The organism is Streptomyces tibetensis (genome assembly GCF_007655005.1).
GTDB lineage: Bacteria > Actinomycetota > Actinomycetes > Streptomycetales > Streptomycetaceae > Streptomyces > Streptomyces tibetensis.
In genome coordinates this window covers 27,687-51,768 of the sequence record NZ_SZVW01000030.1, presented here as the reverse complement: position 1 = coordinate 51,768, position 24,082 = coordinate 27,687, and the positions used below count along the sequence as shown (strand labels likewise).

At 69.4% G+C, this 24,082-nt stretch carries 24 protein-coding genes; 16 read left to right on the top strand and 8 right to left on the bottom strand.

Features of this window, described 5'->3' with window-relative positions; translation table 11 throughout:
• Positions 1–226: 226 nt before the first annotated feature.
• Both FDO69_RS37715 and FDO69_RS37710 read right to left on the bottom strand, forming a co-directional pair.
• Positions 227–1,048 carry an SCO6745 family protein gene (locus FDO69_RS37715; protein WP_104787897.1) on the bottom strand — a complete coding sequence of 274 codons (822 nt, stop codon included), beginning with the start codon at positions 1,046–1,048 and terminating at the stop codon, positions 227–229.
• Positions 1,049–1,098: 50 nt separating this feature from the next.
• A complete protein-coding gene (locus tag FDO69_RS37710; protein ID WP_104787966.1) occupies positions 1,099–1,926 on the bottom strand; it encodes an alpha/beta fold hydrolase in 828 nt (275 codons plus the stop codon).
• 153 nt (positions 1,927–2,079) lie between these two features.
• Here FDO69_RS37710 and FDO69_RS37705 point away from each other — a divergent pair, with 153 nt between their 5' ends.
• From FDO69_RS37705 to FDO69_RS37670, 8 genes are all read left to right on the top strand, one after another.
• Positions 2,080–3,279, top strand: a complete 1,200-nt coding sequence (locus FDO69_RS37705) for an acetyl-CoA C-acyltransferase (protein WP_104787894.1) — start codon at positions 2,080–2,082, stop codon at positions 3,277–3,279.
• 10 nt (positions 3,280–3,289) lie between these two features.
• Positions 3,290–3,919, top strand: a complete 630-nt coding sequence (locus tag FDO69_RS37700) for an HAD family hydrolase (RefSeq protein WP_104787963.1) — start codon at positions 3,290–3,292, stop codon at positions 3,917–3,919.
• A 140-nt stretch (positions 3,920–4,059) separates the two neighbouring features.
• Positions 4,060–5,583, top strand: a complete 1,524-nt coding sequence (locus FDO69_RS37695) for an AMP-binding protein (RefSeq protein ID WP_104787891.1) — start codon at positions 4,060–4,062, stop codon at positions 5,581–5,583.
• Positions 5,584–5,638: 55 nt separating this feature from the next.
• A complete protein-coding gene (locus FDO69_RS37690) occupies positions 5,639–6,331 on the top strand; it encodes a TetR/AcrR family transcriptional regulator (protein WP_104787888.1) in 693 nt (230 codons plus the stop codon).
• A 305-nt stretch (positions 6,332–6,636) separates the two neighbouring features.
• Entirely contained in the window at positions 6,637–7,005 is a 369-nt protein-coding gene (locus FDO69_RS37685; RefSeq protein WP_199838359.1) for an enoyl-CoA hydratase-related protein, read from the top strand.
• Positions 6,992–8,221, top strand: a complete 1,230-nt coding sequence (locus tag FDO69_RS37680) for an acyl-CoA dehydrogenase family protein (protein WP_104787886.1) — start codon at positions 6,992–6,994, stop codon at positions 8,219–8,221. The genes FDO69_RS37685 and FDO69_RS37680 overlap by 14 nt, the downstream gene beginning before the upstream one ends.
• Position 8,222: 1 nt before the next feature.
• Positions 8,223–9,005 carry an SDR family oxidoreductase gene (locus FDO69_RS37675; protein ID WP_104787883.1) on the top strand — a complete coding sequence of 261 codons (783 nt, stop codon included), beginning with the start codon at positions 8,223–8,225 and terminating at the stop codon, positions 9,003–9,005.
• Positions 8,998–9,171, top strand: coding sequence for a hypothetical protein (locus tag FDO69_RS37670; RefSeq protein ID WP_199838358.1), 174 nt, complete (start codon positions 8,998–9,000; stop codon positions 9,169–9,171). Before FDO69_RS37675 ends, FDO69_RS37670 begins: the two co-directional genes overlap by 8 nt.
• Positions 9,172–9,201: 30 nt before the next feature.
• Here FDO69_RS37670 and FDO69_RS37665 read toward each other — a convergent pair whose 3' ends face one another.
• Positions 9,202–9,867, bottom strand: a complete 666-nt coding sequence (locus FDO69_RS37665) for a TetR/AcrR family transcriptional regulator (protein ID WP_199838357.1) — start codon at positions 9,865–9,867, stop codon at positions 9,202–9,204.
• Positions 9,864–11,159 carry a PucR family transcriptional regulator gene (locus FDO69_RS37660; RefSeq protein WP_104787880.1) on the bottom strand — a complete coding sequence of 432 codons (1,296 nt, stop codon included), beginning with the start codon at positions 11,157–11,159 and terminating at the stop codon, positions 9,864–9,866. The genes FDO69_RS37665 and FDO69_RS37660 overlap by 4 nt, the downstream gene beginning before the upstream one ends.
• Before the next feature lie 188 nt (positions 11,160–11,347).
• Here FDO69_RS37660 and FDO69_RS37655 point away from each other — a divergent pair, with 188 nt between their 5' ends.
• From FDO69_RS37655 to FDO69_RS37635, 5 genes are read left to right on the top strand one after another with little or no spacing between them, the layout of a single operon-like run.
• A complete protein-coding gene (locus FDO69_RS37655; RefSeq protein ID WP_167526766.1) occupies positions 11,348–12,106 on the top strand; it encodes an ABC transporter ATP-binding protein in 759 nt (252 codons plus the stop codon).
• Positions 12,103–12,915 (top strand): ABC transporter ATP-binding protein, encoded by an 813-nt coding sequence (locus FDO69_RS37650; protein ID WP_104787875.1) that lies wholly within the window; start codon positions 12,103–12,105, stop codon positions 12,913–12,915. The genes FDO69_RS37655 and FDO69_RS37650 overlap by 4 nt, the downstream gene beginning before the upstream one ends.
• Positions 12,912–13,802: a branched-chain amino acid ABC transporter permease gene (locus FDO69_RS37645; RefSeq protein WP_104787872.1), complete on the top strand. Its 891-nt coding sequence runs from the start codon at positions 12,912–12,914 to the stop codon at positions 13,800–13,802. The genes FDO69_RS37650 and FDO69_RS37645 overlap by 4 nt, the downstream gene beginning before the upstream one ends.
• Entirely contained in the window at positions 13,799–14,911 is a 1,113-nt protein-coding gene (locus tag FDO69_RS37640; RefSeq protein WP_104787869.1) for a branched-chain amino acid ABC transporter permease, read from the top strand. The genes FDO69_RS37645 and FDO69_RS37640 overlap by 4 nt, the downstream gene beginning before the upstream one ends.
• Positions 14,912–14,916: 5 nt before the next feature.
• The gene (locus tag FDO69_RS37635; protein WP_104787866.1) at positions 14,917–16,194 is read left to right on the top strand and encodes an ABC transporter substrate-binding protein; all 1,278 of its coding nucleotides are present in this window, start codon (positions 14,917–14,919) and stop codon (positions 16,192–16,194) included.
• Between the two features lie 137 nt (positions 16,195–16,331).
• Here the strand turns inward: FDO69_RS37635 and FDO69_RS42820 are convergent, their stop codons facing one another.
• Positions 16,332–16,457: a hypothetical protein gene (locus FDO69_RS42820; protein WP_267896273.1), complete on the bottom strand. Its 126-nt coding sequence runs from the start codon at positions 16,455–16,457 to the stop codon at positions 16,332–16,334.
• A gap of 413 nt (positions 16,458–16,870) precedes the next feature.
• Here FDO69_RS42820 and FDO69_RS37630 point away from each other — a divergent pair, with 413 nt between their 5' ends.
• Entirely contained in the window at positions 16,871–19,291 is a 2,421-nt protein-coding gene (locus FDO69_RS37630; RefSeq protein WP_104787863.1) for a SpoIIE family protein phosphatase, read from the top strand.
• Between the two features lie 58 nt (positions 19,292–19,349).
• On the opposite strand, the gene FDO69_RS37625 is transcribed toward FDO69_RS37630, so the two are convergent.
• Entirely contained in the window at positions 19,350–20,966 is a 1,617-nt protein-coding gene (locus tag FDO69_RS37625; RefSeq protein ID WP_104787860.1) for a sodium/solute symporter, read from the bottom strand.
• Positions 20,963–21,472 (bottom strand): DUF485 domain-containing protein, encoded by a 510-nt coding sequence (locus FDO69_RS37620; RefSeq protein ID WP_104787858.1) that lies wholly within the window; start codon positions 21,470–21,472, stop codon positions 20,963–20,965. Before FDO69_RS37620 ends, FDO69_RS37625 begins: the two co-directional genes overlap by 4 nt.
• A gap of 278 nt (positions 21,473–21,750) precedes the next feature.
• Here FDO69_RS37620 and FDO69_RS37615 point away from each other — a divergent pair, with 278 nt between their 5' ends.
• Positions 21,751–22,863 (top strand): catalase family protein, encoded by a 1,113-nt coding sequence (locus FDO69_RS37615; protein ID WP_104787855.1) that lies wholly within the window; start codon positions 21,751–21,753, stop codon positions 22,861–22,863.
• A gap of 122 nt (positions 22,864–22,985) precedes the next feature.
• On the opposite strand, the gene FDO69_RS42530 is transcribed toward FDO69_RS37615, so the two are convergent.
• Entirely contained in the window at positions 22,986–23,126 is a 141-nt protein-coding gene (locus tag FDO69_RS42530; protein ID WP_234388274.1) for a hypothetical protein, read from the bottom strand.
• Positions 23,127–23,816: 690 nt separating this feature from the next.
• Between FDO69_RS42530 and FDO69_RS37605 the strand changes: the two genes are divergently transcribed.
• Positions 23,817–24,026: a DUF6243 family protein gene (locus FDO69_RS37605; protein WP_104787853.1), complete on the top strand. Its 210-nt coding sequence runs from the start codon at positions 23,817–23,819 to the stop codon at positions 24,024–24,026.
• Positions 24,027–24,082 lie beyond the last annotated feature (56 nt).

Here is a 24,082-nt window from a genome sequence, read left to right as displayed (position 1 = left end):
GGCCACCCTTGATCCCACCGATCCACCTGAACTTCCCATCAGAGCTCCGGAGTTCGAGCCTCGTTCACGACTGCTCCCAGGGGCGTCAACCGCCGGGCGCATCCATGTCATCACTCAGGGGGAGTGGGAATCAGCCGACGGGAGCACATGGAACTGCTGGAGCACAAGGAGCCGCCGCTTCAAGCCCTGCCGCCCGCCCGTCGACCGCTGGAAGGGAAGGGCCCGGTCAGCCCAGTTTGAGAAGGCCGGCTTCGACGACGGCATGGCCGAAGGGGCTCGCGAGTTCGGCGAGACGCTCACAGCCGGCGTCACCCAGGGCGGCGTAGGCGGGCAGGGCCAGGCGGTCGGTGCGGTCCTCGATGTGCCGGCGCAGGCGTACGCCTTCCGGGCTGAGGGAGTCGCCGTCCAGGAGACCTCGCTCGCGCAGGTGCTCCTGGGTGTCGGCCCACTCCTCCTCGGGCCATGCACGGCTCGCCTTGAGGAAGTCGACGGGGACCTCACCGGTCGCGGCGTGCAGAATCAGCGCCTCCAAGCCTCCGACACCCTCGCTCAGCAGGCACGCGACGTGGCCGTCTCCACGGAACTCCCGGAGCAGTGTCTGGGCATGCCACAGTTGCAGTACCGGCTCCTCCGGCCAGGGCAGTGCGGCATGGGCGGCGAACAGCGGGCGGCCCTGCGCGTGCGCGCAGGCCGCCTCGGCGGCCCGGCGGGTCAGCGCCCAGACCTCGTCCAAGGCCGGCAACTCGTGGATTCCCGCCCGCCGCAGGGCTTCGCCCGCCGCGGCGTACCGTGCGTCCAGCACCTGCTCCGGCGTCGTCGCGTCCCAGGCCCCGTCGACCGCCTGTCGCACGACATCGGGGTTGAAGTTGTAGAAGGTCGAGATGATCAGCTCGGCGGAAGCCCGGCCGAACGCGGCGCTCCTGGAGGTGAAGTACCCGGCGCGACCGCTCAGGCCGAGGTCGGCGTACCGTCGCCTTGCCTCGGGGACGAAGTAGATCATGCCGTGAACGGGCTCGAGACGGCGCCAGGCCGCGCGGGCGGTCTGCATCGGGTCACCTCTTCGGAGAGTCGACGAACGGGACAATCGTTGCGGGTTCACTACTCGCCGTGCGCTTGCAGGTGTTGGAGCAGCAGGCGGCTCAGCGTTTCGGGCGCCTCCTCGGGGACCCAGTGGCTGACGCCCTGGAGCGTCTCGAACCGGTACGGCCCATTGACCCATTGCTCGGTCTCCTGAGCGGCTGCCGGGCCGAACGCGCTGTCCTCCGTGCTCCAGACGTACAGCGTGGGCACGTCGATGACGCCGATCGCGCCGTCGGGACGGCCGGCCCGGTACCAGTTCAGCGCCGCTGTGAGAGCGCCCGGCTGGGACAGGCGCGACACGTAGGCGTCGACGCTGTCCTGCGGGACCTTTCCGGCGTAGGCGGCGCGAAGCTCCTTGGCATCGTCGGCGAGCATGCGCTCCTCGGTAGCCGGTGTTTCGCGCCAGTCGATCATGTAGTGGGAGCGTTTGCGCTGATCCTGGTCGGTGCGCAGGGTGGTGGCCAGAGCACCGGGGTGCGGAGTCGAGATCACCGTCAGAGTGCGCACGCGGCCGGGGTGGGCGTGCGCGGTCCACCAGGCCACCGCGCCTCCCCAGTCATGGCCGACGAGGTCGAACGCCGCCCAGCCCAGTGCCTTGGTGATCGCGACCACGTCGTCCACGAGAAGGCTGATGCGATAGTCCTCGGGCCGCTGGGGGCGGGCGCCGGGGGAGTACCCACGCTGGTCGGGTGCCACCACCCGGTAGCCGTGTGCGGCCAACGCCTCGATCTGCCGCTGCCACACCAGCCCTGTCTGCGGGAAGCCGTGCAGCAGCAGCGCCGGGCGGCCCTCGGGCGGACCCGCCGCGATCGCGTCGAACGCGCCCGTACCCGTGGAGATGCTCAGCTGAGTCACGACCCACCTCTTCGTACCGACTGGTCGGTACCCTTCAGGTGAGGGGGCGGAGTGTCAAGGGCTGGGGCGTGGTTGAACCTGACGCCGAATTCAAATATAACCGGCGGACGACGGAACCGGGCCAACAGGAAGCAGTGAGGCGACATGAGGGAAGCAGTCATCGTTTCGACGGCACGCACACCGATCGGAAAGGCTTACCGCGGCGCGTTCAACGACACCCAGGCGCAGGAGCTCGCCGGGCATGCCCTTTCGCACGCGGTGCAGCGGGCCGGGCTCGAGGGAGGTGAGGTCGAGGACGTGATCTTCGGCTGCGCCGTGCAGCAGGGATCCTCGGGTTTCAATGTCGCGCGTCAGGCCGCTCTGCGTGCCGGACTTCCGGACGTCGTGTCGGGGATGACGATCGACCGGCAGTGCTCGTCGGGTCTGATGGCCATCGCGACGGCCGCCAAGCAGATCGTCGCGGACGGAATGCAGGTCGCTGTCGGCGGCGGTGTCGAGTCGATCTCCTTGGTGCAGAACGACCACATGAACACCCATCGCATGACGGATCCCTGGTTGGCCGAGCATGCGCCGGACATCTACATGCCCATGCTGCACACGGCGGAAATCGTCGCCGAACGCTATGGCGTGAGCCGGGAGCGTCAGGACGAGTTCGCGCTGATATCACAGCAGCGCACCGCGGCGGCGCAGGAGGCCGGTCGGTTCGAAAAGGAGATCGTCGCGCTCGACAGCGTCAAGAAGGTCCTGGACAAGCAGTCCGGGGAGGTCCGGGACGAGGCCGTGACCCTGACCCGCGACGAGGGCAACCGCGCGTCGACGACGCTCGAGGGCCTGGCCGGGTTGGCGCCGGTCCTGCCGGACGGTCAGGTGAGCGCGCGATCCAGCGTCACGGCGGGCAACTCCTCGCAGTTGTCGGACGGGGCATCGGCGTCGGTGCTGATGGAGGCGAAGGAGGCCGAACGTCGCGGGCTGGAACCGCTGGGCGTCTACCGGGGTATGACCGTTGCCGGTTGTGGGCCGGACGAGATGGGCATCGGTCCGGTGTTCGCCATTCCGAAGCTGCTGAAGCAGCACGCTCTCACCATTGACGACATCGGCCTGTGGGAACTCAACGAGGCGTTCGCTTCCCAGGCGCTGTACTGCCGGGACGAACTGCGCATCGACCCGGAGAGGTTCAACGTCAACGGCGGCGCCATCTCGGTCGGTCACCCGTACGGAATGACCGGTGCCCGGCTGGTGGGGCATGCCCTCATCGAGGGCAGGCGCCGGGGCGTGCGGTATGTGGTGATCTCGATGTGTATCGGCGGCGGAATGGGCGCGGCCGGTCTGTTCGAGGTCGCCTGAGGTGTCGAGCGTGACGGACAAGGCGCGAACCGCGGTCCTCGTGGACTTCGGCGGGGTCATCACGTCCAGTGTGCTGCGGGCTTTCACCGACTTCGGCGCCTCGCTCGGCGGCGACCCGCGCCTGCCGCTGGACCTCCTCGGCCGGGACGAGGCGTCACGCACCCTCCTGGCCGACCACGAGTGCGGCCGTATCGACGCCGAAGCCTTCGAGCGAGGATTCGCCGAACGGCTCCGTGCGCACGGCGCCGACGTGGCGGCCGAGGGACTCACGGCCCGCATGCAGGCGGGAATGTGGATCGACCGGGACATGCTCGCGCTGCTCGGTGATCTCCGAGCAGCCGGCCGTCCCGTTGCGCTCGTGTCCAATTCGTTCGGTACCGGAACCTACGACGGCGTCGAACTCGATGCTGTCGCGGATGTGGTCGTCATCTCCGGTGAGGTCGGGATCCGCAAGCCCTCCCGCCGGATCTACGCGATCGCGTGCGAACGCCTTGGCGTCGACCCCGAGGAGGCCGTCATGATCGACGATCTGCGGCAGAACCTCGACGGAGCGGCACGGATCGGAATCGGGGGCGTACTGCACATCAGCGCCGCCGACACCCGCCGCCAACTCGCCGAACACTTCGGGATGACCACCTGACGATCCAGCGACCGGGCGCAGCGAGGTCGGTCATCCGGCCACACCGCCCGAGGACTTGTTGCCGAAGCGGGGCCAGATCAACCCATCGAAGAGGGTGCGACTTGCACCCTTACCTGCTCACATCCCGGAAGGCACCGCCCATGCCCAGCGTTTTCGATCCAGTGTGCCGTCACACGGCCGCCACTCCCGACAACATCGCACTGCGCGGTGCCACGGATCAGTGGACCTATCTCCAGCTGCGGGACGCGAGCACGCGGTACGCGGGCGCCCTGGCAGCCGCGGGTCTGTCCCCGGGGGACCGGGTGCTGCTCGCGGCGCCGTCGGTGCCCGAGTTCGTGGTGGCCTACCTCGGGATTCAGGCCGCGGGCTGTGTCGTGGTTCCGGTCAACACGATGTCCACCCGGGCTGAGGCCGAGTACGTTCTCGGCGATGCCGGATGCTCACTGGCGATCGCATGGCACGTCCTCGGCCCCGCCGTCGCGGAGGCGGCCGCGGCGCTCTCGGTGCCCTCTTGGGTGCTGTCCCCGGGTGCGCAGGTCGCCGCTGCCCCTGCCGGCGGTGTCGACCGGGACCGCGACGAGACCGCGGCCATCCTGTACACCTCGGGAACCACCGGGCGGCCGAAGGGGGCCCAACTCACCGTCGGGAACCTGTTGTCCGCCGGGGAGATCGGCGCCGAGTGCAGCCGTGCCTCGAGCGCCGACCGCACCGGCACCGGGCTCCCGCTGTTCCATGTGTTCGGCCAGGCATCGGTCATGATGGCGACCCTGACCGTGGGCGGCTCGATGTCGCTGCTGGCCCGATTCGACCCGGCGTCGATGCTGGACATGTTGCGCCGCGACCGGCTCACCATCATGGCCGGTGTGCCGACCATGTGGAACGCGCTGCTGCACGCGGCGGGTGACACCGACCCGGCGGACTTCGCCGGGCTCCGTGTCGCCGTCTCCGGCGGCGCATCGCTTCCCGGCGAGATCGCCCGGGCCTTCGAGGCCCGCTTCGGCTGCACCATCCTCGAAGGGTATGGACTCACCGAGACCACCGCCTTCGGCACCTTCAACGACCTCGACCGCGGCGGCAAGACCGGGTACACCGGCAGGGCAGTGCCGCAGATGCAGGTTCAGGTGCGTGACGACGACGGCAGTGAATGCCCGCCGGGTACGGTGGGAGAGGTCCACATCAAGGGGCCCACGGTGATGCGCGGCTACTGGAACCGCACCGCGGACACCGCCGCGGCGCTCTCGTCCGACGGCTGGTTCCGGACCGGCGACCTCGGTGAAACGGACACGGACGGCGACCTTCGCATCGTCGACCGCATCAAGGACCTGATCATCCGCGGCGGCTACAACGTCTACCCCGGCGAGGTCGAGGAAGTTCTCTACGAGCATCCGGACATCGTCGAGGCAGCCGTGATCGGCGTTCCCGACGAGCACTACGGCGAGGAGGTCGCCGCGCTCATCGCGGCCCGGCCCGGTTCGCAGCTCGATGCCGCCGAGGTGTCGAGCTGGGCACGAGAGCGGCTGTCCGCCTACAAGATCCCGCGCATCGTCCGGTTCGTCGACGCGCTGCCACAGGGCCCGACCGGGAAGATCCTCAAGCGGTCCGTCGACCGTACGGCCCTGACCCGTGACATGGCGCCCGCCGACGTTGCCGCCCGTCGGCGCTGAGCGTCTGCTCCCCTGGTTTGTGATGGTGGTGTCGGATTCAAGTACAGTTCCCGGGATGGAGACCACTGCGCCCGAGGAGCCGGACGGCGAGCAGGCACCGCCCGTGGCGCCCCTCTCGCACCTTCGTGAGCCCCCCACGACGAAGCGTGGAGCGCGGACACGGGCCGCTCTGGTGAAGGCCGCACGGAAGGTGTTCGAGCGGGACGGCTACCTCGACACCCGCCTGACCGACATCACCAAAGAGGCTCAGTGCGCGGCGGGTTCCTTCTACACCTACTTCGCCAACAAGGAAGAGGTGCTTGCCGCCGTCCTGCTGGAGGCGCAGGAGGACATGATGCACCCCGGAATGGGCCGGGTGCAGGGCACCGACGATCCCCATGCGGTGCTGGAGGCGAGCAATCGCGCGTACCTCGAGGCGTACAAGCGGAACGCCAAGTTGATGGGCCTGCTCGAGCAGGTCGCCCAAGTGGAGCCGGAGTTCCGTGAGTTCCGCACGCGGCGCGCCGACGCGTTCATCCGCCGTAATGCCCGTGGCATCGCCGACCTGCAGGCGCGGGGTGTCGCGGACCGGGAGGTCGATCCGATGATGGCCTCCCGTGCGCTGTCGGGCATGGTCAGCGTCATGGCCTACAACGCCTTCGTGCTCGGCGAACGGCAGGAAGAAGGTACGCCGGTGGACTTCGAGGAGCTCGTGTCCACGGTGACGCGGCTCTGGGCGAACGCCCTACGGTTTCCCGGCCACCGCTGATCCGCCTGTCTCGTAGCCGCTCATCCCCCTGGGGGTGGGCGGCATTTTTCATGTGGTTCCGTGCCCGGAGTTATTGAACTTGACGTCGGATTCAATTATACAGGTGGGACGCATCGCACGCCGGTCAACGGAGAGGGTTGCCGTGAACGTTGCACAGAGAGTCGCCGTCGTCACCGGGGGCGGCCCGCCGGCCTGGGCATGGTGGAGGCGCTCTACCACGACGTTCGCTTCGGCTCGTCCTCGGCCCGGTTCACCACGGCATTCGCGCGACGCGGGCTGATCGCCGAGTACGGGATCTCCTGGCTGTGCCCCGGCTGGTGGGGCACAGCCGGGCGGCGGACCAGTTGCTGTCCAGCCGCATGGTGGACGCCGAGGAGGCTTTCCGTGTCGGACTCCTCGACCACCTGGTCCTCACCGGCAGCGTGGTGGATGCCGCTGTCGCGTACGCCGCGGATCTGGCGAGGCTCTGCTCCCCGGCGTCCATGGCCACCATCAAGAGCCAACTGAGCAACGACGCGGACGGCACCTACGCCGATTCCGTGACCCGGGCGGAAGGCCTCATGTTCCAGGCCTTCCGCGGGTCAGACGTCGTGGAAGGCGTGGCCAGTCACCTGGACAAGCGCCCGCCCGACTTTCCTTCCCTACCCGTCAGGAGTTCTGATGTCCCTCTTTGAGATCTCGGACCGCGCCGAGAAATACCGGGCGGATCTGCTCGAGTTCATGGATGCGCACGTCTACCCAGCCGAGGCGGTGTACCACGAGCAGATGAGCGCGTCGGGTGACCCGCACTTCCACCCGCCGATTCTCGAGGAGCTCAAGGCGGAGGCGCGCAGGCGTGGACTGTGGAACCTTTTCCACCCGCACCCGGAGTGGGGCCCGGGTCTGACGAATCTCGAGTACGCGCCGCTGGCGGAGATCATGGGCCGCAGCCACATCGCCTCCGAGGCGTGCAACTGCAACGCGCCCGACACCGGCAACATGGAGGTGCTCACGCTGTTCGGCAGCGACGAGCACAAGGAGAAGTACCTCAAGCCCCTGCTCGACGGAACGATGGCCTCGGCCTTCGCGATGACCGAGCCGCGTGTCGCCAGCTCCGACGCCACCAACATCGAACTGCGGATGGAGCGCGACGGCGACGCGTACGTGCTCAACGGCCGCAAGTGGTTCGCCTCCAACGCGATGCACAGGAACTGCAAGGTGCTCATCGTGATGGGCAAGACCGATCCCACGGCGGCCCCACATCGCCAGCAGTCGATGATGGTCGTCCCCATCGACGCCCCCGGGGTCACGGTGGTCCGGAACCTCCCGGTGTTCGGGTACGCGGATCGCGAGGGCCATGCCGAGATCATCTTCGAGAACGTCCGGGTGCCGGCCAAGGACCTGCTCAAGGGCGAGGGCGAGGGTTTCGCGATCAGCCAGGCCCGGCTCGGGCCCGGTCGTATCCACCACTGCATGCGGGCCATCGGCGCGGCCGAGCGGGCGCTGGAACTGATGTGCCGACGCGCACAGTCACGGGTGACCTTCGGCAGTCCGGTTGCCGAACGGTCCAACATCCAGGACTGGATCGCGGAAGCCCGTATCGACATCGAGATGATCCGCCTGCTCACGCTGAAGGCCGCGTATCTGATGGACACGGTCGGGAACAAGGAAGCGCGCACCGAGATCGCGGCCATCAAGGTCGCCGCCCCCAACATCGCGTTGAAGATCGTCGACCGTGCGATCCAGGTGCACGGGGGAGCGGGAGTGACCGACGACTTCCCCCTGGCGATGATGTACGCGGGTCTGCGGACGTTGCGGCTGGCCGACGGTCCGGACGAGGTTCACAAGCGGGCCATCGCCAGGCAGGAACTGCGGCAGTACCGCGACGAGGCGACGGCGGCGGTGAGCTGAGATGGCGGGACTCGATCTCACCGGTCGCACCGCCGTCGTCACCGGGGCCTCACGCGGTATCGGGCTGGCGATCGCCCGGGCCATCGCCGCGGTCGGCGCGAACGTCGTCCTCACGTCCCGGTCCCAGGAGGCGGTGGACGCCGCCGCGGCCCAGGTCGGGGGCACAGCGGTCGGCGTCGGTGCGCACGCGGTCGACGAAGAGGCGGCCCAGCGCTGCGTGGATCTGACGCTCGAGCGCTTCGGCAGCCTGGACATCCTCGTCAACAACGCGGGGACCAACCCGGCCTTCGGGCCGGTCATCGACCAGGACCACGGCCGGTTCGCGAAGACCTTCGACGTGAACCTGTGGGCGCCCGTCCTGTGGACGGGGCTGGCCAACCGGGCCTGGATGGGTGAGCACGGCGGGGCGGTCGTCAACACGGCGTCGGTAGGCGGCATGGTCTCCGAGGCGAACATCGGGTTGTACAACGCCTCGAAGGCCGCACTGATCCATCTCACCAGGCAACTGGCACTGGAGCTCTCGCCGAAGGTCCGCGTCAACGCGGTGGCACCGGGTGTGGTGCGCACGAAGCTGGCCGAGGCCCTGTGGAAGGAGCACGAGCAGGCCGTGTCCGCCTCGGTGGCACTGGGCCGCATAGGGGAGCCTGCCGACATCGCCTCCGCGGTCGCCTTTCTCGTCTCGGACGCCGCGAGCTGGATCACCGGCGAGACCATGGTGATCGACGGGGGGCAACTGCTCGGTGACGCGCCCCAGTTCAGGCAAGGGGCCGGCATCGGTGTCTAGCGCGGACATCGTCGGAATCGACGCCGGGGCGGTGAGCCTCTGGTTCGCGACCCTCGGCGTCGACTTCGCCGGGCCCTTGGCCTTCGAGCGGATCGGGCTGGGCCAGTCGAATCTGACATATCTCGTAGGGGACCAGGACGGCCGCAGATGGGTGCTGCTCTCGTGAGGCCCCGCACCGAGCCGTGCGCCGGGCTTCTCAGCCGGGCGCAGCCGAAAGGTGCGTGAGAATGCCGCACACCTCGTCGACGATCTCCCGGGCCTCTCCCTCGTCCGTGCAGTCGCCCAGTTCGCGTGCCGCCCCTCCGATGACGGTGGTCAGCACCCGCACCCGGACCCGGCCGGCGCGGCGCTTCTCGTCGACTTCGAGGAGCCGTGCGTTGCGCCGCACCCAGGCGCGGTCCCACTGGCGTCGCAGGGCGTCGAAGCCTGTGGGGCCGTCATCCTCCACGAGGAGTCTGCCGAACCGCCGGTTGTCCCAGGCGCCCTCCAGATAGGCCCTGGCTCCCGCCACGAAAAGGGTGATGGGGTCGTCCACGCCAAGGCCACGCTCGGCGGACAGCGTGGCCGCGGTCCGGCGCTCCTGTTCCTCCCGGAACTCCTCCCAAAGAGCGAGGTAGAGCCCTCGCTTTCCGCCGTAGTGCTGGAAGAGGCTGCCCACCGGGATGCCGGAGCGCGTCGCGATCTCGGCGAGACCGGCCTCGGCGTAACCGCGCTCGGTGAACACCTCCAGCGCGGCGTCGAGAAGCGCGTTCCGGATCGTTCGGTTCTGTCCGGTGGGTGCCTCCGGCAGACCGGTGCCGTCCTGCGGGTCCGGCAACCGACGCGCCGTCCCGGTCCCCGCAGGCTCCACGATGCCGCTCACTGGTGATCCTCACCTTCCCCGGCGCCGTCGCGGATGGCGAGGGCGACCAGCAGTTCCAGGAGGTCGGCGATCCGGCGCGGATTGCGCCCGGTGCGTTCCTCGATCCGGCGCAGTCTGTAGTGGGCCGTGTTGTGGTGCACCCGCAGCCGGTCGGCAGCCAGCCGCAGGTTGAGATCGGCCTCCGCGAAGGCCCGTATGGTCGCCGCCAGCGTGTCGCCACGTCTGCGGTCGTCCTCCAGCAGCGCACGTACGCGGGGATCGACCAGTTGGCGGGCGAGGTCGTCCGCGCGCAGCGCCAGGTAGTCGAAGGGGGACAGGCGCGGCAGTGCCGCCACCCCGCCATCGCTCGGCACGAGGTCGAGGGCGGCCCGTGCCTCCTCGTAGGCGCGCGGCAGTTCACCGGCGCCTCTGGCGACTGTGCTGATGCCCATGGCGAGCATGGTTCCCTCGCGCGCGAGCCGTCGCTGCACCGCCTCGAAGTGGGTACAGATGTCCTCCGCGTCCATGCCGGTGCGGACCACGGGCACGGCCACCACCTCGCCGTGGCGTACGACGACCAGGGTTCGGCCGGCCCAGGGCCCGGCGATGCCGATGGACGCGCTGGTCGCGTAGCCGTGCTCGGCCGAGGTGGGGTCGCCGGTGCGGGTGTCGCCTACGCACACCGCCACGACCGCCATCATCGGCGAGTGCGGTCCGATGCCGTACGCCTGTGCCGCCGCGAGCAGCGGACCGCGTGCCGGAGCCGTGCCGGCCAGGAGCTGGTCCAGGAGATCCCGGCGCTCCCGGTCCGCGTCGGCTACCACGTGCTGTTCGTACTCCACATAGGCCTGCGCGGCATGGGTGCTGGCGTAGTCGACATACCGCATCAGCGGTGTGACGAGCGACAGCGCGGCCTGCTGTGCCTCGGCGGACATGCCCGCGCAGTCCAGCAGCGCGTCCCACAGCACCTGCCGGCCGACCCGGAAGGCACTGATCCAGTCCTCGAGGGCGAACCCCGCGCGTGCTCTGCGCATGGCTGCCGCACGGCTGAAGACCAGGTCTTCGGGGGCGATGTCCCGGTCGCCGGCCAGCGCGGCCAGCTGCATCCGGTAGTGCGCGAGGACCTGGTCCCGTACGTCGTCGAAGAACCGCTCGTCCTGCAGCGCGTAGGACGGGATCTCCGTGCGCATGACCGCGACGGCGGTCTTCGCCACGTCCTCGAGCCGGTCCTGGACCGAGTGCAGGATCCGGTGCCGCTCCCGGCTGAGGGGTTCGGTCAGGGCGGGGGCGCCGGGGGCGGGTCCGCGAGGCATGGCGCCGATGGTCGCTGCACTCCTCGTGTCCCGTCAACAGGCTCGGCGGGCGACAGGTCGGGCGAGATGGGCGCGGCGCACAAGTCGGAGGCCGTGAAGTTGGGTGCTCACACCCAATGTGCGCTCGGAAGGCCCCCACCTACTGTGACGCTCGCCTACCCCCCAGTACCTCGGAAGGGGCGTCACTCATGCTCGCGGTCGACGGTATCAGCGTGCGCTTCGGCGGGATCACGGCACTGGACGGTGTCGCGTTCACCGTCGAGCCGGGCACCGCCGTGGGGCTCATCGGACCGAACGGAGCCGGCAAGACCACCTTGTTCAACTGCCTCACCAGGCGCTGCACCCCTGATGCGGGGACGGTGCGGTTCGAGGACGAGGACCTGCTCGCCCTCCCGCCGCACTCCGTGGCCGGGCGCGGCATCGCCCGCACCTTCCAGAACCTCGGTCTGTTCCCACAGCTCACGGTTCGGGAGAACGTCATGGTCGGCGCCCACAGCCGGGGGCGCACGCGACACCTCGCCGCGGCGCTCGGGCTGCCCCACGTCCGGCGGGAGGAGAGGGAACTACGTGACCAGGCGGACGACTTGCTCCGGCGTCTCGGCCTGGCGGATGTCGCCGACCACCCCGCCTCCGGGCTGCCGTTCGGCACCCTCAAACGGGTCGAACTCGCCCGGGCGCTCGCGGTACGGCCCCGGCTTCTGTTGCTCGACGAACCCGTCAACGGACTCAGCCACGGCGAGGTCGACCAATTCGCGGATCTGGTCCGGTCGGTGCGCCAGGAGTTCGACCTCACGCTCGTCGTGGTCGAACACCACATGGGGTTCGTGATGGGCCTGTGCGACAAGGTCGTCTGCCTCGACTTCGGACGCAAGATCGCCGAAGGCACACCGGACGAGATCCAGCGCGACCCGGCGGTCATCGAGGCGTACCTGGGGGTGGCGGCATGACGGAACCCGCAACCGACAGCACCGAGGCCGCGCAGGCGACCGCGGAGCCGGACTTCCTGAAGGTCGCCGGCCTGCACGCCGGATACGGCCAGGCCCGCGTGGTTCAGGGGCTCGACTTCTCCGTCGCCCGCGGCGAGGTGTGCGCGATCCTCGGCCCCAACGGCGCGGGCAAGACGACAACGCTGCGAGCTCTGTGCGGCATGGTCCGCGGACGCGGCTCGGTGACCTTGAACGGTACGGAGCTGCTGGGCCGCTCGCCCGAGCAGACCGCCCGTCTCGGCGTCGCGCACGTACCCGAGGGCCGGGGCACCTTCAACGACCTGACCGTCGAGGAGAACCTGCGCGTCGGCGCCCACCTGCGCACCGGCCGGTGGCGTCGCGACGGCCGCACCGAGCGCACGGCCGTCGCGGCCGACCTGGAGCGCGTCTACGGCTACTTCCCCAAGCTCCGCCAGCGCTCCCGCCAGGCCGCCGGCAGCCTCAGCGGCGGCGAACAGCAGATGCTCGCCATCGGCAGGGCGCTGATGCTGCGGCCCTCGCTGCTGCTCCTGGACGAGCCGTCGCTGGGCCTCGCGCCGCTGGTCACGCGCGAGCTGTTCGAGATCGTCCGTGCCGTCAACGAGGAGGAACGCACCACCGTGATCGTCGTCGAACAGAACGCCCAACTCGCGCTGGATGTCGCGCACCGGGCCCACGTACTGGAGGCCGGCCGCCTGGTGCTGTCCGGGCCGTCCCAGGAGATCCGCGAGGACGGGCAGGTCGCCGAGGTGTATCTCGGTGTCTCCGTCCGTTCCGGCAAGGGCGGATGAGCGCCGTGACCGAACTGCTCCAGCAAGTGGTGGAAGGCGTCGGCTCCGGCGCGGTCTATGCCAGCCTGGCGCTGGCCCTGGTACTGATCCACCGGTTCACCGGGATCGTCAACTTCGCGCAGGGCGAGCTCGCCATGATCTCCACCTACGTGGCGTGGCAACTCGTGGCGTCCGGGATGTCGTTCTGGCTGGCACTGCCGGTGACCCTTGCGGTGTCCTTCGCCGGCGGCATGCTGGTCGAACGGATCGTCATCCGCCCGGTGCAGAACGCGCCCGAACTCACCATGGTCATCGTCACGGTGGGCCTGTTCATCTTCGTCAACGCGATGGCCGGTCTGATCTGGTCGTTCACCGTGAAGGACTTTCCGCAGCCGTTCCCCGACGGCGGGATCGACCTGGGCGGGGTGCGCGTGGACTGGTCGAGCCTCGGGATCATCGCGGTGGTGGCCGTCGTGATGAGCCTGCTGTACGTGCTGTTCCAGCACACCTCCGTCGGCCTGGTGATGCGGGCGGTCGCCGGCAACCCCGCCTCCGCCCGGCTGTCGGGTATCAGGGTCGGCCGCGTGCTGATGCTCGGCTGGGGGCTGGCCGCGACGGTCGGCGCGGTGTCGGGCGTGCTCGTCGCGCCGGTGCTGTTCCTGGAGCCCAACATGATGGGCGGGGTACTGATCTACGCCTTCGCCGCGGCCACCCTCGGCGGCTTCGACAGCCCGGTCGGTGCGGTCGTCGGCGGCCTGCTCGTGGGCGTCGCCGAGACGCTGGCCGGGGCGTACGTGGACGTGATCGGTGCCGATCTGAAGGTGGGCGTCCCCCTGGTGATCATCCTGGCGGTGCTGCTGGTGCGGCCCCAGGGCCTTTTCGGACGGGCGGCGGTGGAACGCGCATGAGCACGATCACCGCAACACTGGGCACCGGCCGCGCCCGCCGCCTGCGGGCCACGCTCACCACGCTGCTCGCAGCGGGTGTCGCCCTCGGCGCACCGTTCTACTTCGCCCCCTTCCAGGTCTTTCAGCTGACCATGGTGCTGCTCTACGCCGTGGCGCTGGCCGGACTGAACCTGCTGGTCGGATTCGGCGGGCAGATCTCCCTCGGGCACGGCGCCTTCTTCGCGGCGGGGGCCTACACGGCGGCGGTCATGCTCGACCGCTACGAGACCGGCCACCTGGCCACGCTGCCGGTCGCGGCCGTCGGATGCTTCCTGCTGGGTCTCGGTTTCGGTGTGCCCGCCCTGCGTCTGCGCGGGCTGTACCTGGCCCTGGTCACGCTCGCGTTCGCGGTGTTCCTGCCACCGCTGCTCAAACGGCTCGAACCGGTGACGGGCGGCTCCATGGGACTGACCGTGGACAAGCTGCAGGCGCCCGCGTGGAGCGGGCTCGCCGAGGACCAGTGGACGTACTTCGTCGTCCTCGCCGTCACCGCGGTGGCCCTGCTGCTCGCCCGCAACCTGCTGCGCTCCCGGGTCGGCCGGGCACTGCTCGCCATGCGGGACAACGAGAGCGCCGCGGAGGTCATGGGAGTACGGCTGTCGCTGCACAAGACCCTCGCCTTCGCGTGGAGCGCGCTGTTCGCGGGTGTCTCCGGCTGCGTCTACACCTGGGTCATCGGCTTCGTCTCACCCGACTCGTTCAGCTTCGTTTTGTCCATCACGCTCCTGGCCGGCCTGGTGGTCGGAGGGCTCGCCTCGCTGTACGGACCACTGCTGGGCGCGGCCTTCGTGATGTACGTGCCGAGCGTGGCCCAGGACATCAGCGACGCGGCACCGGGTGTGGTGTTCGGCCTGCTGATCATCGCGGTGATGTTCGTGGCACCGACGGGACTGGCCGGCCTGGCGGGCCGTCTCCGCGGTGTCGCCGCCAGTCGCCTCACCCGCACCACCCCGCCCGCCGCCGACGACCGGACGCCCGACTCCGAACCCTCCGCGTCCCCCGCCCCGGCGGATCCAGCACCTGTCGATGCCGAACCCGTGGGCGCACAGCCCCGCACGGAAAAGGACTGAACCACATGCGCAAGACGACCACTCTGCGGGCGGCCGCGGCCGCGGCCGCCGCCCTGCTCCTCGCCACCGCCTGCAACAGCCAGCGCGGGCAGGACGACAAGGACGCCGCCGCCGACGGAGCGTGCCAGGGCCAGCAGACCACCGGTATCACCGACAAGTCCATCAGGCTGGGTGGCATCTACCCCCTGTCGGGACCGGCCTCCGCGTACGGCACCATCAGCAAAGGCGTGAGCGCCTACTTCAAGCACGTCAACGACAAGGGCGGCATAGACGGCCGCAAGGTGGAGTTCGTCGTCCGCGACGACGGCTACCAGCCGCCCAAGGCGGTCGAGGAGGCCCGCAGACTCGTCGAGCAGGAGAAGGTCTTCGCTGTCTTCCAGACCCTGGGCACCCCGTCCACGGCCGCCGTGTGGGACTACCTCAACAAGCGCAAGGTGCCGCAGCCTTTCGTCGCCACCGGCGCCTCCGTCTGGGGTACGGACGGCGACCACCTGTGGACCTCCGGCTGGCAGCCCAACTACATCGCCGAGGCACGGGTGTACGCCAAGTACCTCAAGGAGGAGAAGCCCAAGGCCAAGGTCGCCGTCCTCTACCAGAACGACGACTTCGGCAAGGACCTGCTCGGCGGGTTCAAGGCGGCCATCGCCGGCGGCGGTATCAAGGTGGCCGCCGAGGAGAGCTACGAGGTCACCGACCCGTCCGTCTCGGCACAGATGACGAGCCTCGCCCGGTCCAAGGCGGATGTGCTGCTCAACATCACCACGCCGAAGTTCGGCAGCCAGGCACTCGCCGCCGATGCCAAGAACACCAAGTGGAACCCGCTGCACATCGTCAACAACGTTTCCTCGTCCGCCACCGTGCTCAAGCCCGTCGGATTCAAGAACGTCCAGGGCGTGGTCTCGGCGACCTACTTCAAGGACCCCGCCGATCCGCAGTGGGCCGACGACGCGGAGATGAAGACGTACCAGGACGCGCTGCGCACGTACGCGCCCGACTCCGACCCGGCCAACCAGTTCAACGCCTACGGATGGGCCGCCGCCTCCAGCCTGCACAAGGCCCTGGACGCGATGAAGTGCCCGACCAGGGAGGGGCTGCGGGACGCGGTGCGCAACCTCAAGGACGTCAAGGTGGACATGCTGCTGCCCGGTGTCACCCTCTCCACCGGTCCCGATGACGCCTTCCCGATCGAGACGATGCAGCTGATGCGGTTCAAGGGCGAGCGGTGGCAGCTGTTCGGCAAGCCGGTGGACACCCGCAAGGAGTTCGGCCCGCTGGCGAAGTGAGCCGGCGGGGGCGGTCCCGGTCGATGCCCTGACCTCTCGGGACCGCCCCCGCCCGGAGGCCGCCGGAGATCTTGACGGCTGCGGCGACCTGCCAAGCGGCGCCCCGGCGGCCGGGCGGCATGCGAGGAGGTGGCACGCTACGCCCGCCGGGCCGGGGCCTCGCGGCCCGGGGGCATGTCGATCAGGCCCGGGACGACGACCGGGTCGGCGCGGATCCCATGCGGCGCACCCTCCTCGCCGACACGGCGGGTGAGATCCGACAAGCCTGCCCTGGGAACTGTCAGAGGCGGGCGACTGCGCAGCCCCGCCTCGGGGATGCGGGGACACCGGACCGGGGACGCCCATCCGTGAAGCGGCCCGCAGCGTGCCGCGGGGCGGGGACACCGCTACCGGGTCCGGCGGGGCTGCGCGGGGCGAAGTCCCGTAACGGTTCGTCCTGAGGGGGCCGCCGTGCCCGACGTCATCCCTCATGCCCGCCACGCCACGCCACGCGACGCGACGGGCGAGGCGGGCGTCCTCCGCGGGATTTCAATAGGCTTGCATGGTCAGCAGTTCGTGTGCATGCGGGAACGCCGAGCCAGCGCCACGAACGCCGTCATGCCGGTCACCGGCCACGGTCAGGACCCGCGGACATCGGCGACCCGGTACACGGTGGTGTCCATGGGCGGAGAAGCGGATGACGGAGCTCAGCGCGGGCCACGACGATCCGTTCGCCCCGCACCTGGCTGCCTCGGCGGTGCTCGACGACCGGGGAGTGGTGGTCGCATGGAACCGGCGGGCTCAGGAACTGCTCGGTCACCCGGACACAGCCGTGATCGGTCGTCCGGCGGTCGAGGTCCTTGTCGCTCCTCGTGATCGGCCGGCTGTCACTGATGCCGCGGCGAGGTGCCGCAGTGCCGGCGGATGGGTCGGCGTGCTCGGATTGCGCCACCGTGACGGGCGGCTTGTGGAGCTGGGGGTCAGGGCTCACGAACTGTCCCGCGATGGCCGGGTCCGCGAGTGGTTCCTTGCGGGGGCACTCGCGGATGACGTCCTCGAACGGCAAAGGGACCACGCGGTTCTCGACGGGTTGTACCGGCAGTGCCCGATCGGCCTGGTCGTCCACGGCCCCGACCTGAGGATTCTGCGGGTCAACCGCGCCATCGAACGGTTCAGCGGCGTCCCGGCAGCGGACTTCCGGGGGCTGCCCACCGGGCGGATGCTCCTCCCCGACGACGCGCGCAAGGCTGTGGACCGGGTGCGCGAGGTGATGGAGACCGGAAGACCCCTGGTCTACTCCGAGCAGTTCGCTCGCCTGGAGCAGGATCCGGCACGCGAGCAGGTCGCGCTGGTGTCGTCTTTCCGGTTGGAAGACCCCTCGGGCCGCGTCCTGGGTGTGGCCGAGATGATCGAGGACATCACCGAACGCCATCGGGCCCAGCGCCGGCTCGCACTCCTCGACCAGGCCGGCAGCCGTATCGGAACCACTCTCGACGTGGCCGAGACTGCCCGGGAACTCGCCGAGGTGATGGTGCCGCACCTCGCCGACCATGCGTCCGTGGACCTGCTTCAGGCGGTGACGCGAGGTGAGGAACCGACTCGCGCCCTTGCCGGGCCCGTGGTCCGACTGGGGACCTGCAGCATCGGTGCCCAGCAACCCGGCCCGCCTCACCCCCAAGGCGAGCCCGTGGCCTTCGGGCCCGGTACGCCACAGGCCGGCTGTCTGGCCGAGGGACGGCCCGTCCTGGAGCCGGTTGTCCCGCCCGACTGGTTCTCGGCGGAAGACCGTCAGGGTGCACACGCTCCGGATCCGGGCGCTCACTCCCTGATCGTGGTACCTCTTGCCGCGCGTGGCCTGGTGCTCGGTGTGATGACCCTGTGGCGCTCGCGCCGCCCCGATGCCTTCGAGGCGGACGATCTCACCCTCGCTCAGGAACTCGCCTCGCGCGCCGCCGTCGCCATCGACAACGCCCGGCGCTTCACCCAGCAGCAGCAGACCGCGTTCGCCTTGCAGAGCAGCCTTCTGCCCCGGGCGGTTCCGGACCAGTCGGCCGTCGCGGTGGCCCTGCGGTACCTGCCGGCCAGCGCCGGCCCGGGTCTGGGCGGCGACTGGTTCGACGTCATTCCCCTGTCTGGGGCCCGGGTCGCGCTCGTCGTCGGCGACGTGGTGGGACGCGGCATCCATGCTGCCGCGACCATGGGCCGGCTGCGCACCGCCGTCCACACGCTCGCCAGCCTCGACCTGGAACCGGACGAGGTCCTCTCCCGCCTCGACGACCTGGTCAACCTGCTGGCGGCCGAACAGGAAGCAGTCGGCGAACGGCCCGTGGGGGAGCAGGTCGTCGGCGCCACCTGCCTGTACGCCGTGTACGACCCGGTCTCCGGACGCTGCTCCGTGGCCCGCGCCGGTCATCCACCGCCGGTGGTGACCGCTCCGGATGGCCAGGTGTCTCTGCTCGACCTGCCCGCATGCCCACCGCTCGGCCTGGGCGGCCTGCCGTTCGAGGCCCGGGACATCGAACTGGCCGAGGGAAGTCTGCTGTGCCTGTACACCAACGGAATCATCGGCGAACGCCACATCGATGCCGACATCGGCCTGGCGAAGCTGCGGGCAGCGCTCGCCCACCCCGCGGGCGCGCTGGAACGCACATGCCAAGCGGTGGTCGACGCCCTCGTGCCCTCGCGCCCCAGCGACGACGTCGTATTGCTGATCGCCCGCACGCGCATGCTGCCGTCGGACAATGTCGCCTCCTGGCGTCTGCCGCACGGGCCTGCCGGCGCCGCCCGGGCCAGGGCGCTGACCACGGCCAAGTTGACCGAGTGGGGTCTGGAGCACCTGGCGTTCACCACCGAGTTGATCGCCAGCGAACTGGTCACCAACGTCTACCGCTACGCCGGCGGTCCTGCGACCCTGCGGTTGATCCGTGAACGGTGCCTGGTGTGCGAGGTCAGCGACACCAGCCACACCTCACCGCACCTGCGCCACGCCCGTACCACCGACGAGGGTGGGCGGGGCCTGTTCCTCGTGGCCCAGATGACCGAACGCTGGGGTACCCGCTACACCCGGGAGGGCAAGACCGTGTGGACCGAACAACCACTGACCGGCACGGTCGTCTGACCGTCTTCCCGGCCGGCGCGGGAGGCCCCCTGGGGTCGGCCCGCCCGCGCCGCCGTACTCATTCGGCTGCCGCGAGCAACCGTGCCTCGCTCTCCTCGTACAGGCGCCGGTGCTCACGGCTGTCGGCTGCGCGGCGCCGGTGGTCGAGGAGGCTGCCCAGCCAGCCCGCGAGATAGCCGAACGGAATGGAGACCAGTCCTGTGGTCTGCATCGGGAACAGGTCGAAGTCGGCATTCGGAAAGACGGCGGACGGCGTGCCCGAAACGGCCTTGGAGAAGACCATGAGCAGCAGGGCGCCGGCCGCGCCGCCGTAGAGGGTGGCGAGCAGGCCGGTGCGCGTGAAGCCCCGCCAGAACAGGGAGTAGGTGAGCGCGGGTGCCACCGCCGATGCTCCTATGCAGACGGCCAGAGTGGTCAGCACGCCGACGTCCCAGTTCTGCACGGTGGTGGCGAGCCCGATGGCAACGATCCCCACGACCACGCTCGTCCACGCCGCCACCGTCATCTCGGTACGCGGCTCGGCCCGTCCCCGCCGCACCGCATGGGCGAACAGGTCGTGGGCGAGTGACGAGGCCGCTGCCAGGGTCATCCCCGCGACCGACGACAACAGAGTGATGAACACCATGCCGGCCACGGCCGAGTAGAGCATCGTCGCGCCTGCGGAGCCGGGGGCTCCGCCGAGCATCTGGGACAGCATGAGCAGCGACGTTCTGCCGTGAGGATCGGCCGCGGTGATGTGCTGGGATCCCACCAGGGCCGCCGCGCCCGTACCCATGATGATCACGAGCAGGCAGAACGTGGTGACCGTGCCCACTGCCCATGACATGGAGCGACGCACGGCCGGTACGTCCTGCGCGGAGTACAGGCGCATCGTGATGTGGGGCAGGCAGGCCACCCCGAGGATGATGGTGATCTGGAAGCTGACGAAGTCCAGTCGGCCACCGGCCGAAGTGCCGAGCTGCAGGCCCTGCTGAAGGTATGCGGGGCCCGCACCGCTGCCGTGCTGGGCGGCCCTGAGGACGGCGCCGGGGCTCCAGTCGAAGCGGTTCAGTACGAGAGCGGCGACGACGACGCTGGTGCCGATGAGGAGCACGATCTTGATCATCTGGATGAGCGCGGTGCCCTTCATACCGCCGATCGCCGCATAAATGATCATCAGAGTGCCGACGATGACGATGGACGCCGTCCTGGCGCCCGCCGCGTGCGGGATGTTCAGGATGAAGGTGAGCAGCGATCCGGCTCCGGAGAGCTGGACGACCAGAAAGGGCAGCGTCGCCGAGAGTGTCACCAGGCAGGCCGCGATACGCACGGCCCGTCCGGGCATGTTGCGGGCCAGGACGTCACCCATGGTGAACCTACCGGCGTTGCGCAGGGGTTCGGCCAGCAGGAACATCAGCAGCACCAGGGACAGGGCGGTACTGACCGCGAGGACATAGCCGTCGTATCCGGTGAGCGCGATGATGCCGGTCGTGCTCAGCACCGTGGCCGCTGAGATGTAGTCGCCGGCGATCGCCAGGCCGTTCCTGAGCGGGGTGAGCGACAGGTAGCCGGTGTAGAAGTTCGCCAGGTCGTCGCGGTCCGGTCCCGCCATGACGCACATCATCAGCGTGACGGTGACCAGCGTGGTGAACAGAACCAGGACGATGGCCTGCGCCCCGGAGCTGAATTCGGTCATCTCGTCGCCCCCGCGTTCCGGCCGGCGGGTACCGCTCGCTCCCTGACGGCGCGGGCCAGCGGATCCACCGAACGTTGTGCGCTGCGTCCGTACCAGGAGACGGCCGCGAAGGTGACGACGAGTTGGAGGACTCCCCAGGCCATGCCCGGACTCAGTTCTCCGATGATCTTGGAACCCATCAGACCGGGCGCGTAGCAGGACAGCACGACATACACCACGAAGGAGCCGAGCGCGGTGAGCGTGGAGATCCGCCGGAGCACGCGGTAGGCCGAGCGGAGGGCGGCGAGGTCGTCGTCATACTGATGCGTCCCGTGCGCGTAGGCGGCGTCCCAGGGGGCCTGCCGTCCGTACGAGTCGTATCGCGGGACGTCGTGGCCGTACGACTCCGGCCACGAACTCTGCCCGTACGTCTCGTGCCCGGAGCGGATCCCATGAGGTTCGAGGTGCGGCGGCGGCCATCCCGCGGGTGCTGATGGTGGGTACCGGTTCTCGTCGGCGTACGTCATCGCCTGGCCTTCCACTACGGCTCGGATCCGTGCGGTGAACAGAGAAGAGTGCTACAGGCGGCGCACCATACCGACTGGTTGGGATGTCCGAAAGCCTGCCGTGGGTCACGTTTCGGGATTGATGTGGCCCCTGGGTGGAGATCGGCCGACGGGTCAGGGCTCGACCCCTGTCCGCTGCGGGCACGTCGGCGTGGGGTTCATCACAGCTGGTTATGTTGTGCACAATTTAATTGCTGGCTAGCGTCTGAGATCAGCGACTCATCACCGGAGGCAGCACCATGGATCCTGTCCACTACGAGGATTACCGCCCCGCCGAACGGGCGAGCTATCAGGAGGAGTTGGATGCAGTGGTCGCCCAGGTGGCACAACGCACCGGCGCCTCGGTCGAGCGCGAGGCCGTCGGCCGCGCCGTCCGCACGGCCCACGGAAAGACGTACGGCCTCCTCAAGGCCACGGTTACCGTCGGTGACAACCCGGGCTTCCACGGGCAGGGCATCTTCGCCCGGCCCGCCGAGTACGACGCGGTCGTCCGCTACTCCAACGGTCTGGGCCACCAGCGTCCCGACCACCAGCTGGGCGCGGCATGTGGGATGGGCGTCAAGATGTTCGATGTCCCCGGCCCCACACTGCTGTCCGACGAACCGGACACCGGCACCTTCGACCTCAACCTGATCAACAACGAGGTCTTCTTCGCGAACACCGCCTACGACTACATGGTCATCGAGGAGTTGTTCGCGGAACTGCCCGAGGGCCTGGCCGACCCCTCCCGCCGCAAGACCTGGATGGCGGAGTTCCTGACCCGCCGGGGTGCGCTCACCGATCCCGACGGCTGGCTGTGGGACGAGCTGTTCGCCATGCTCTCGTTCACCACCGTCCCGCGCAGGAACCTGTTGTCGTACACCTACAACAGCATGGGTGCCTTCCGGTACGGCGATCACATCGCCAAGATCCGCACCGTGCCGACGGCAGGGTCCCTGGCTGCGCTGACGCACCAGATCGTGGACGTGCACGCGGACAACGAGGCGTTCCGCCGCACCCTGGTTGCCGAGGCCGCTGAGCGCGACCACTCCTTCGAGCTCCAGGTGCAGCTCAACACCGATCTGGCTCGTATGCCGGTGGACAACACCTCCGTGAAGTGGCCCGAAGAGTTGTCCCCTTGGGTGACCGTCGCCCGTGTGGACATCCCGCGTCAGGACATCGGCGGGGACGACAACCTGGCGGCCGCCGACGCCACGTCGATCACACCGTGGCGCTCACGAGAGGAGCACCGGCCCATCGGCGAGATCCAGCGGGTGCGGCAGGAGGTGTACCGGCGCTCTTCCATCGAGCGGCACCGCATCAATGGACAGCAGCGGAGCGAACCGGTCAGCAGTGCGCAACTGCTCGGCTGAGCCGGCCGAGCCGCGACCCCGGGACTGCGGAATCCTCGACGCCGGTTGCGGGCGGCGACGGGCATTGGTTGAGGAGTTCGATGGTGGCGTCCGAGCCCACGGCCCCGGTCCGCGTCTGCCGGTCATTTCCCGTATGGCGAGCGTGCGCCGGCGCCCTCGACCGGCTCGACACCCAGGGCGGCGGCGAGGGCGCGGCGCTCCGCGACCAGGTCCGTGCCCAGCACCCGCACGGTGCCCATCGCGCAGGCGGGCTGGGCGGCCACGGGGCCGACCGGCCGAGGCCCGATGACCAGGACGGTCTCACCGGGCTACCCGGGTCGTGACATCTCGCCGTGGGAAGGCGGGCCACACACCGTTCGCGGCGCTGTAGACCACGCCGAAGGTGCCTGGAGGAAGCCGAGCTTCTTCGGCGAGTACGACACCAGCAGGTTCTTCGTCTCTTGGTGGTACACGCCTGACCTCGCTTCTGACCTGCGACAAAGAGTGGAAACGTCGAGTGCCAGGCTGATTCGGTCCGCACCTGGTCCGGATCTTGATGAGTGGTACGTGGTGCTAGTGAGTGGGCCCGGTACCACATGGCACAGGTCGTAGAAGTCGTCTCTGGGCGTCCAGGTGGTCCAGGGCGAGCACGTAGGTCCAGGTCAGAGCCCCGTGACGTGAGGGCGTCCGTGGGGTTTGTGATAGCGGCGTGACAGGAATAGCGGTGCAGAACCCCCACTGGCTCGCCTCCATCTGGCCGGGCCCCGTGATCGCCGAGGCCCCGGCCGACGCCGGGACGGCGGCAAACTTGGTGTGCGGGGCCGACGGAACCGGGTAACGTCTTGGTCATGTTCTTCCAGACGCCGGTTTGCGAGTGAGAGCGTGACGGGCCCCTGCGGATGTCCTTCGACGCCGCCGCGCCCGTCCCCCACCGATGAATCCGTAGATCACTTCACCTCATTCCGGGAGAACCCGTGAGCAAGAACATCAACAACCCTGTGGGCATGGGCGGCGGCAAGCGCAAGAAGCTGTCCCGCGCCGAACGGCAGAACAACGGTCCGCACCGCAACCTCGACCGCCAAAGTGCCGCCGACCGGAAGGCGGAGCTGGTGCGCAAGATGCGCGAAAAGGCAGGCGCAGCCGAGGGCGCCGGGCAGACGGGCGACGACACCGCACAGAGTTGACGCACCGCCGCCGCAGGGCGGCACCGCACGGGGCAGGGCCCGGACCGCGACGCGCG

Coding starts and splice junctions, on each gene's coding strand:
- FDO69_RS37675 (WP_104787883.1), top strand. CDS start 8,223: ATGGCGGGACTCGATCTCACCGGTCGCACCGCCGTCGTCACCGGGGCC.
- FDO69_RS37625 (WP_104787860.1), bottom strand. CDS start 20,966: ATGACCGAATTCAGCTCCGGGGCGCAGGCCATCGTCCTGGTTCTGTTC.
- FDO69_RS37640 (WP_104787869.1), top strand. CDS start 13,799: ATGAGCACGATCACCGCAACACTGGGCACCGGCCGCGCCCGCCGCCTG.
- FDO69_RS37630 (WP_104787863.1), top strand. CDS start 16,871: ATGACGGAGCTCAGCGCGGGCCACGACGATCCGTTCGCCCCGCACCTG.
- FDO69_RS37635 (WP_104787866.1), top strand. CDS start 14,917: ATGCGCAAGACGACCACTCTGCGGGCGGCCGCGGCCGCGGCCGCCGCC.
- FDO69_RS37650 (WP_104787875.1), top strand. CDS start 12,103: ATGACGGAACCCGCAACCGACAGCACCGAGGCCGCGCAGGCGACCGCG.
- FDO69_RS37660 (WP_104787880.1), bottom strand. CDS start 11,159: ATGCCTCGCGGACCCGCCCCCGGCGCCCCCGCCCTGACCGAACCCCTC.
- FDO69_RS37680 (WP_104787886.1), top strand. CDS start 6,992: ATGTCCCTCTTTGAGATCTCGGACCGCGCCGAGAAATACCGGGCGGAT.
- FDO69_RS37655 (WP_167526766.1), top strand. CDS start 11,348: ATGCTCGCGGTCGACGGTATCAGCGTGCGCTTCGGCGGGATCACGGCA.
- FDO69_RS37620 (WP_104787858.1), bottom strand. CDS start 21,472: ATGACGTACGCCGACGAGAACCGGTACCCACCATCAGCACCCGCGGGA.
- FDO69_RS37705 (WP_104787894.1), top strand. CDS start 2,080: ATGAGGGAAGCAGTCATCGTTTCGACGGCACGCACACCGATCGGAAAG.
- FDO69_RS37695 (WP_104787891.1), top strand. CDS start 4,060: ATGCCCAGCGTTTTCGATCCAGTGTGCCGTCACACGGCCGCCACTCCC.
- FDO69_RS37690 (WP_104787888.1), top strand. CDS start 5,639: ATGGAGACCACTGCGCCCGAGGAGCCGGACGGCGAGCAGGCACCGCCC.
- FDO69_RS37715 (WP_104787897.1), bottom strand. CDS start 1,048: ATGCAGACCGCCCGCGCGGCCTGGCGCCGTCTCGAGCCCGTTCACGGC.
- FDO69_RS37645 (WP_104787872.1), top strand. CDS start 12,912: ATGAGCGCCGTGACCGAACTGCTCCAGCAAGTGGTGGAAGGCGTCGGC.
- FDO69_RS37615 (WP_104787855.1), top strand. CDS start 21,751: ATGGATCCTGTCCACTACGAGGATTACCGCCCCGCCGAACGGGCGAGC.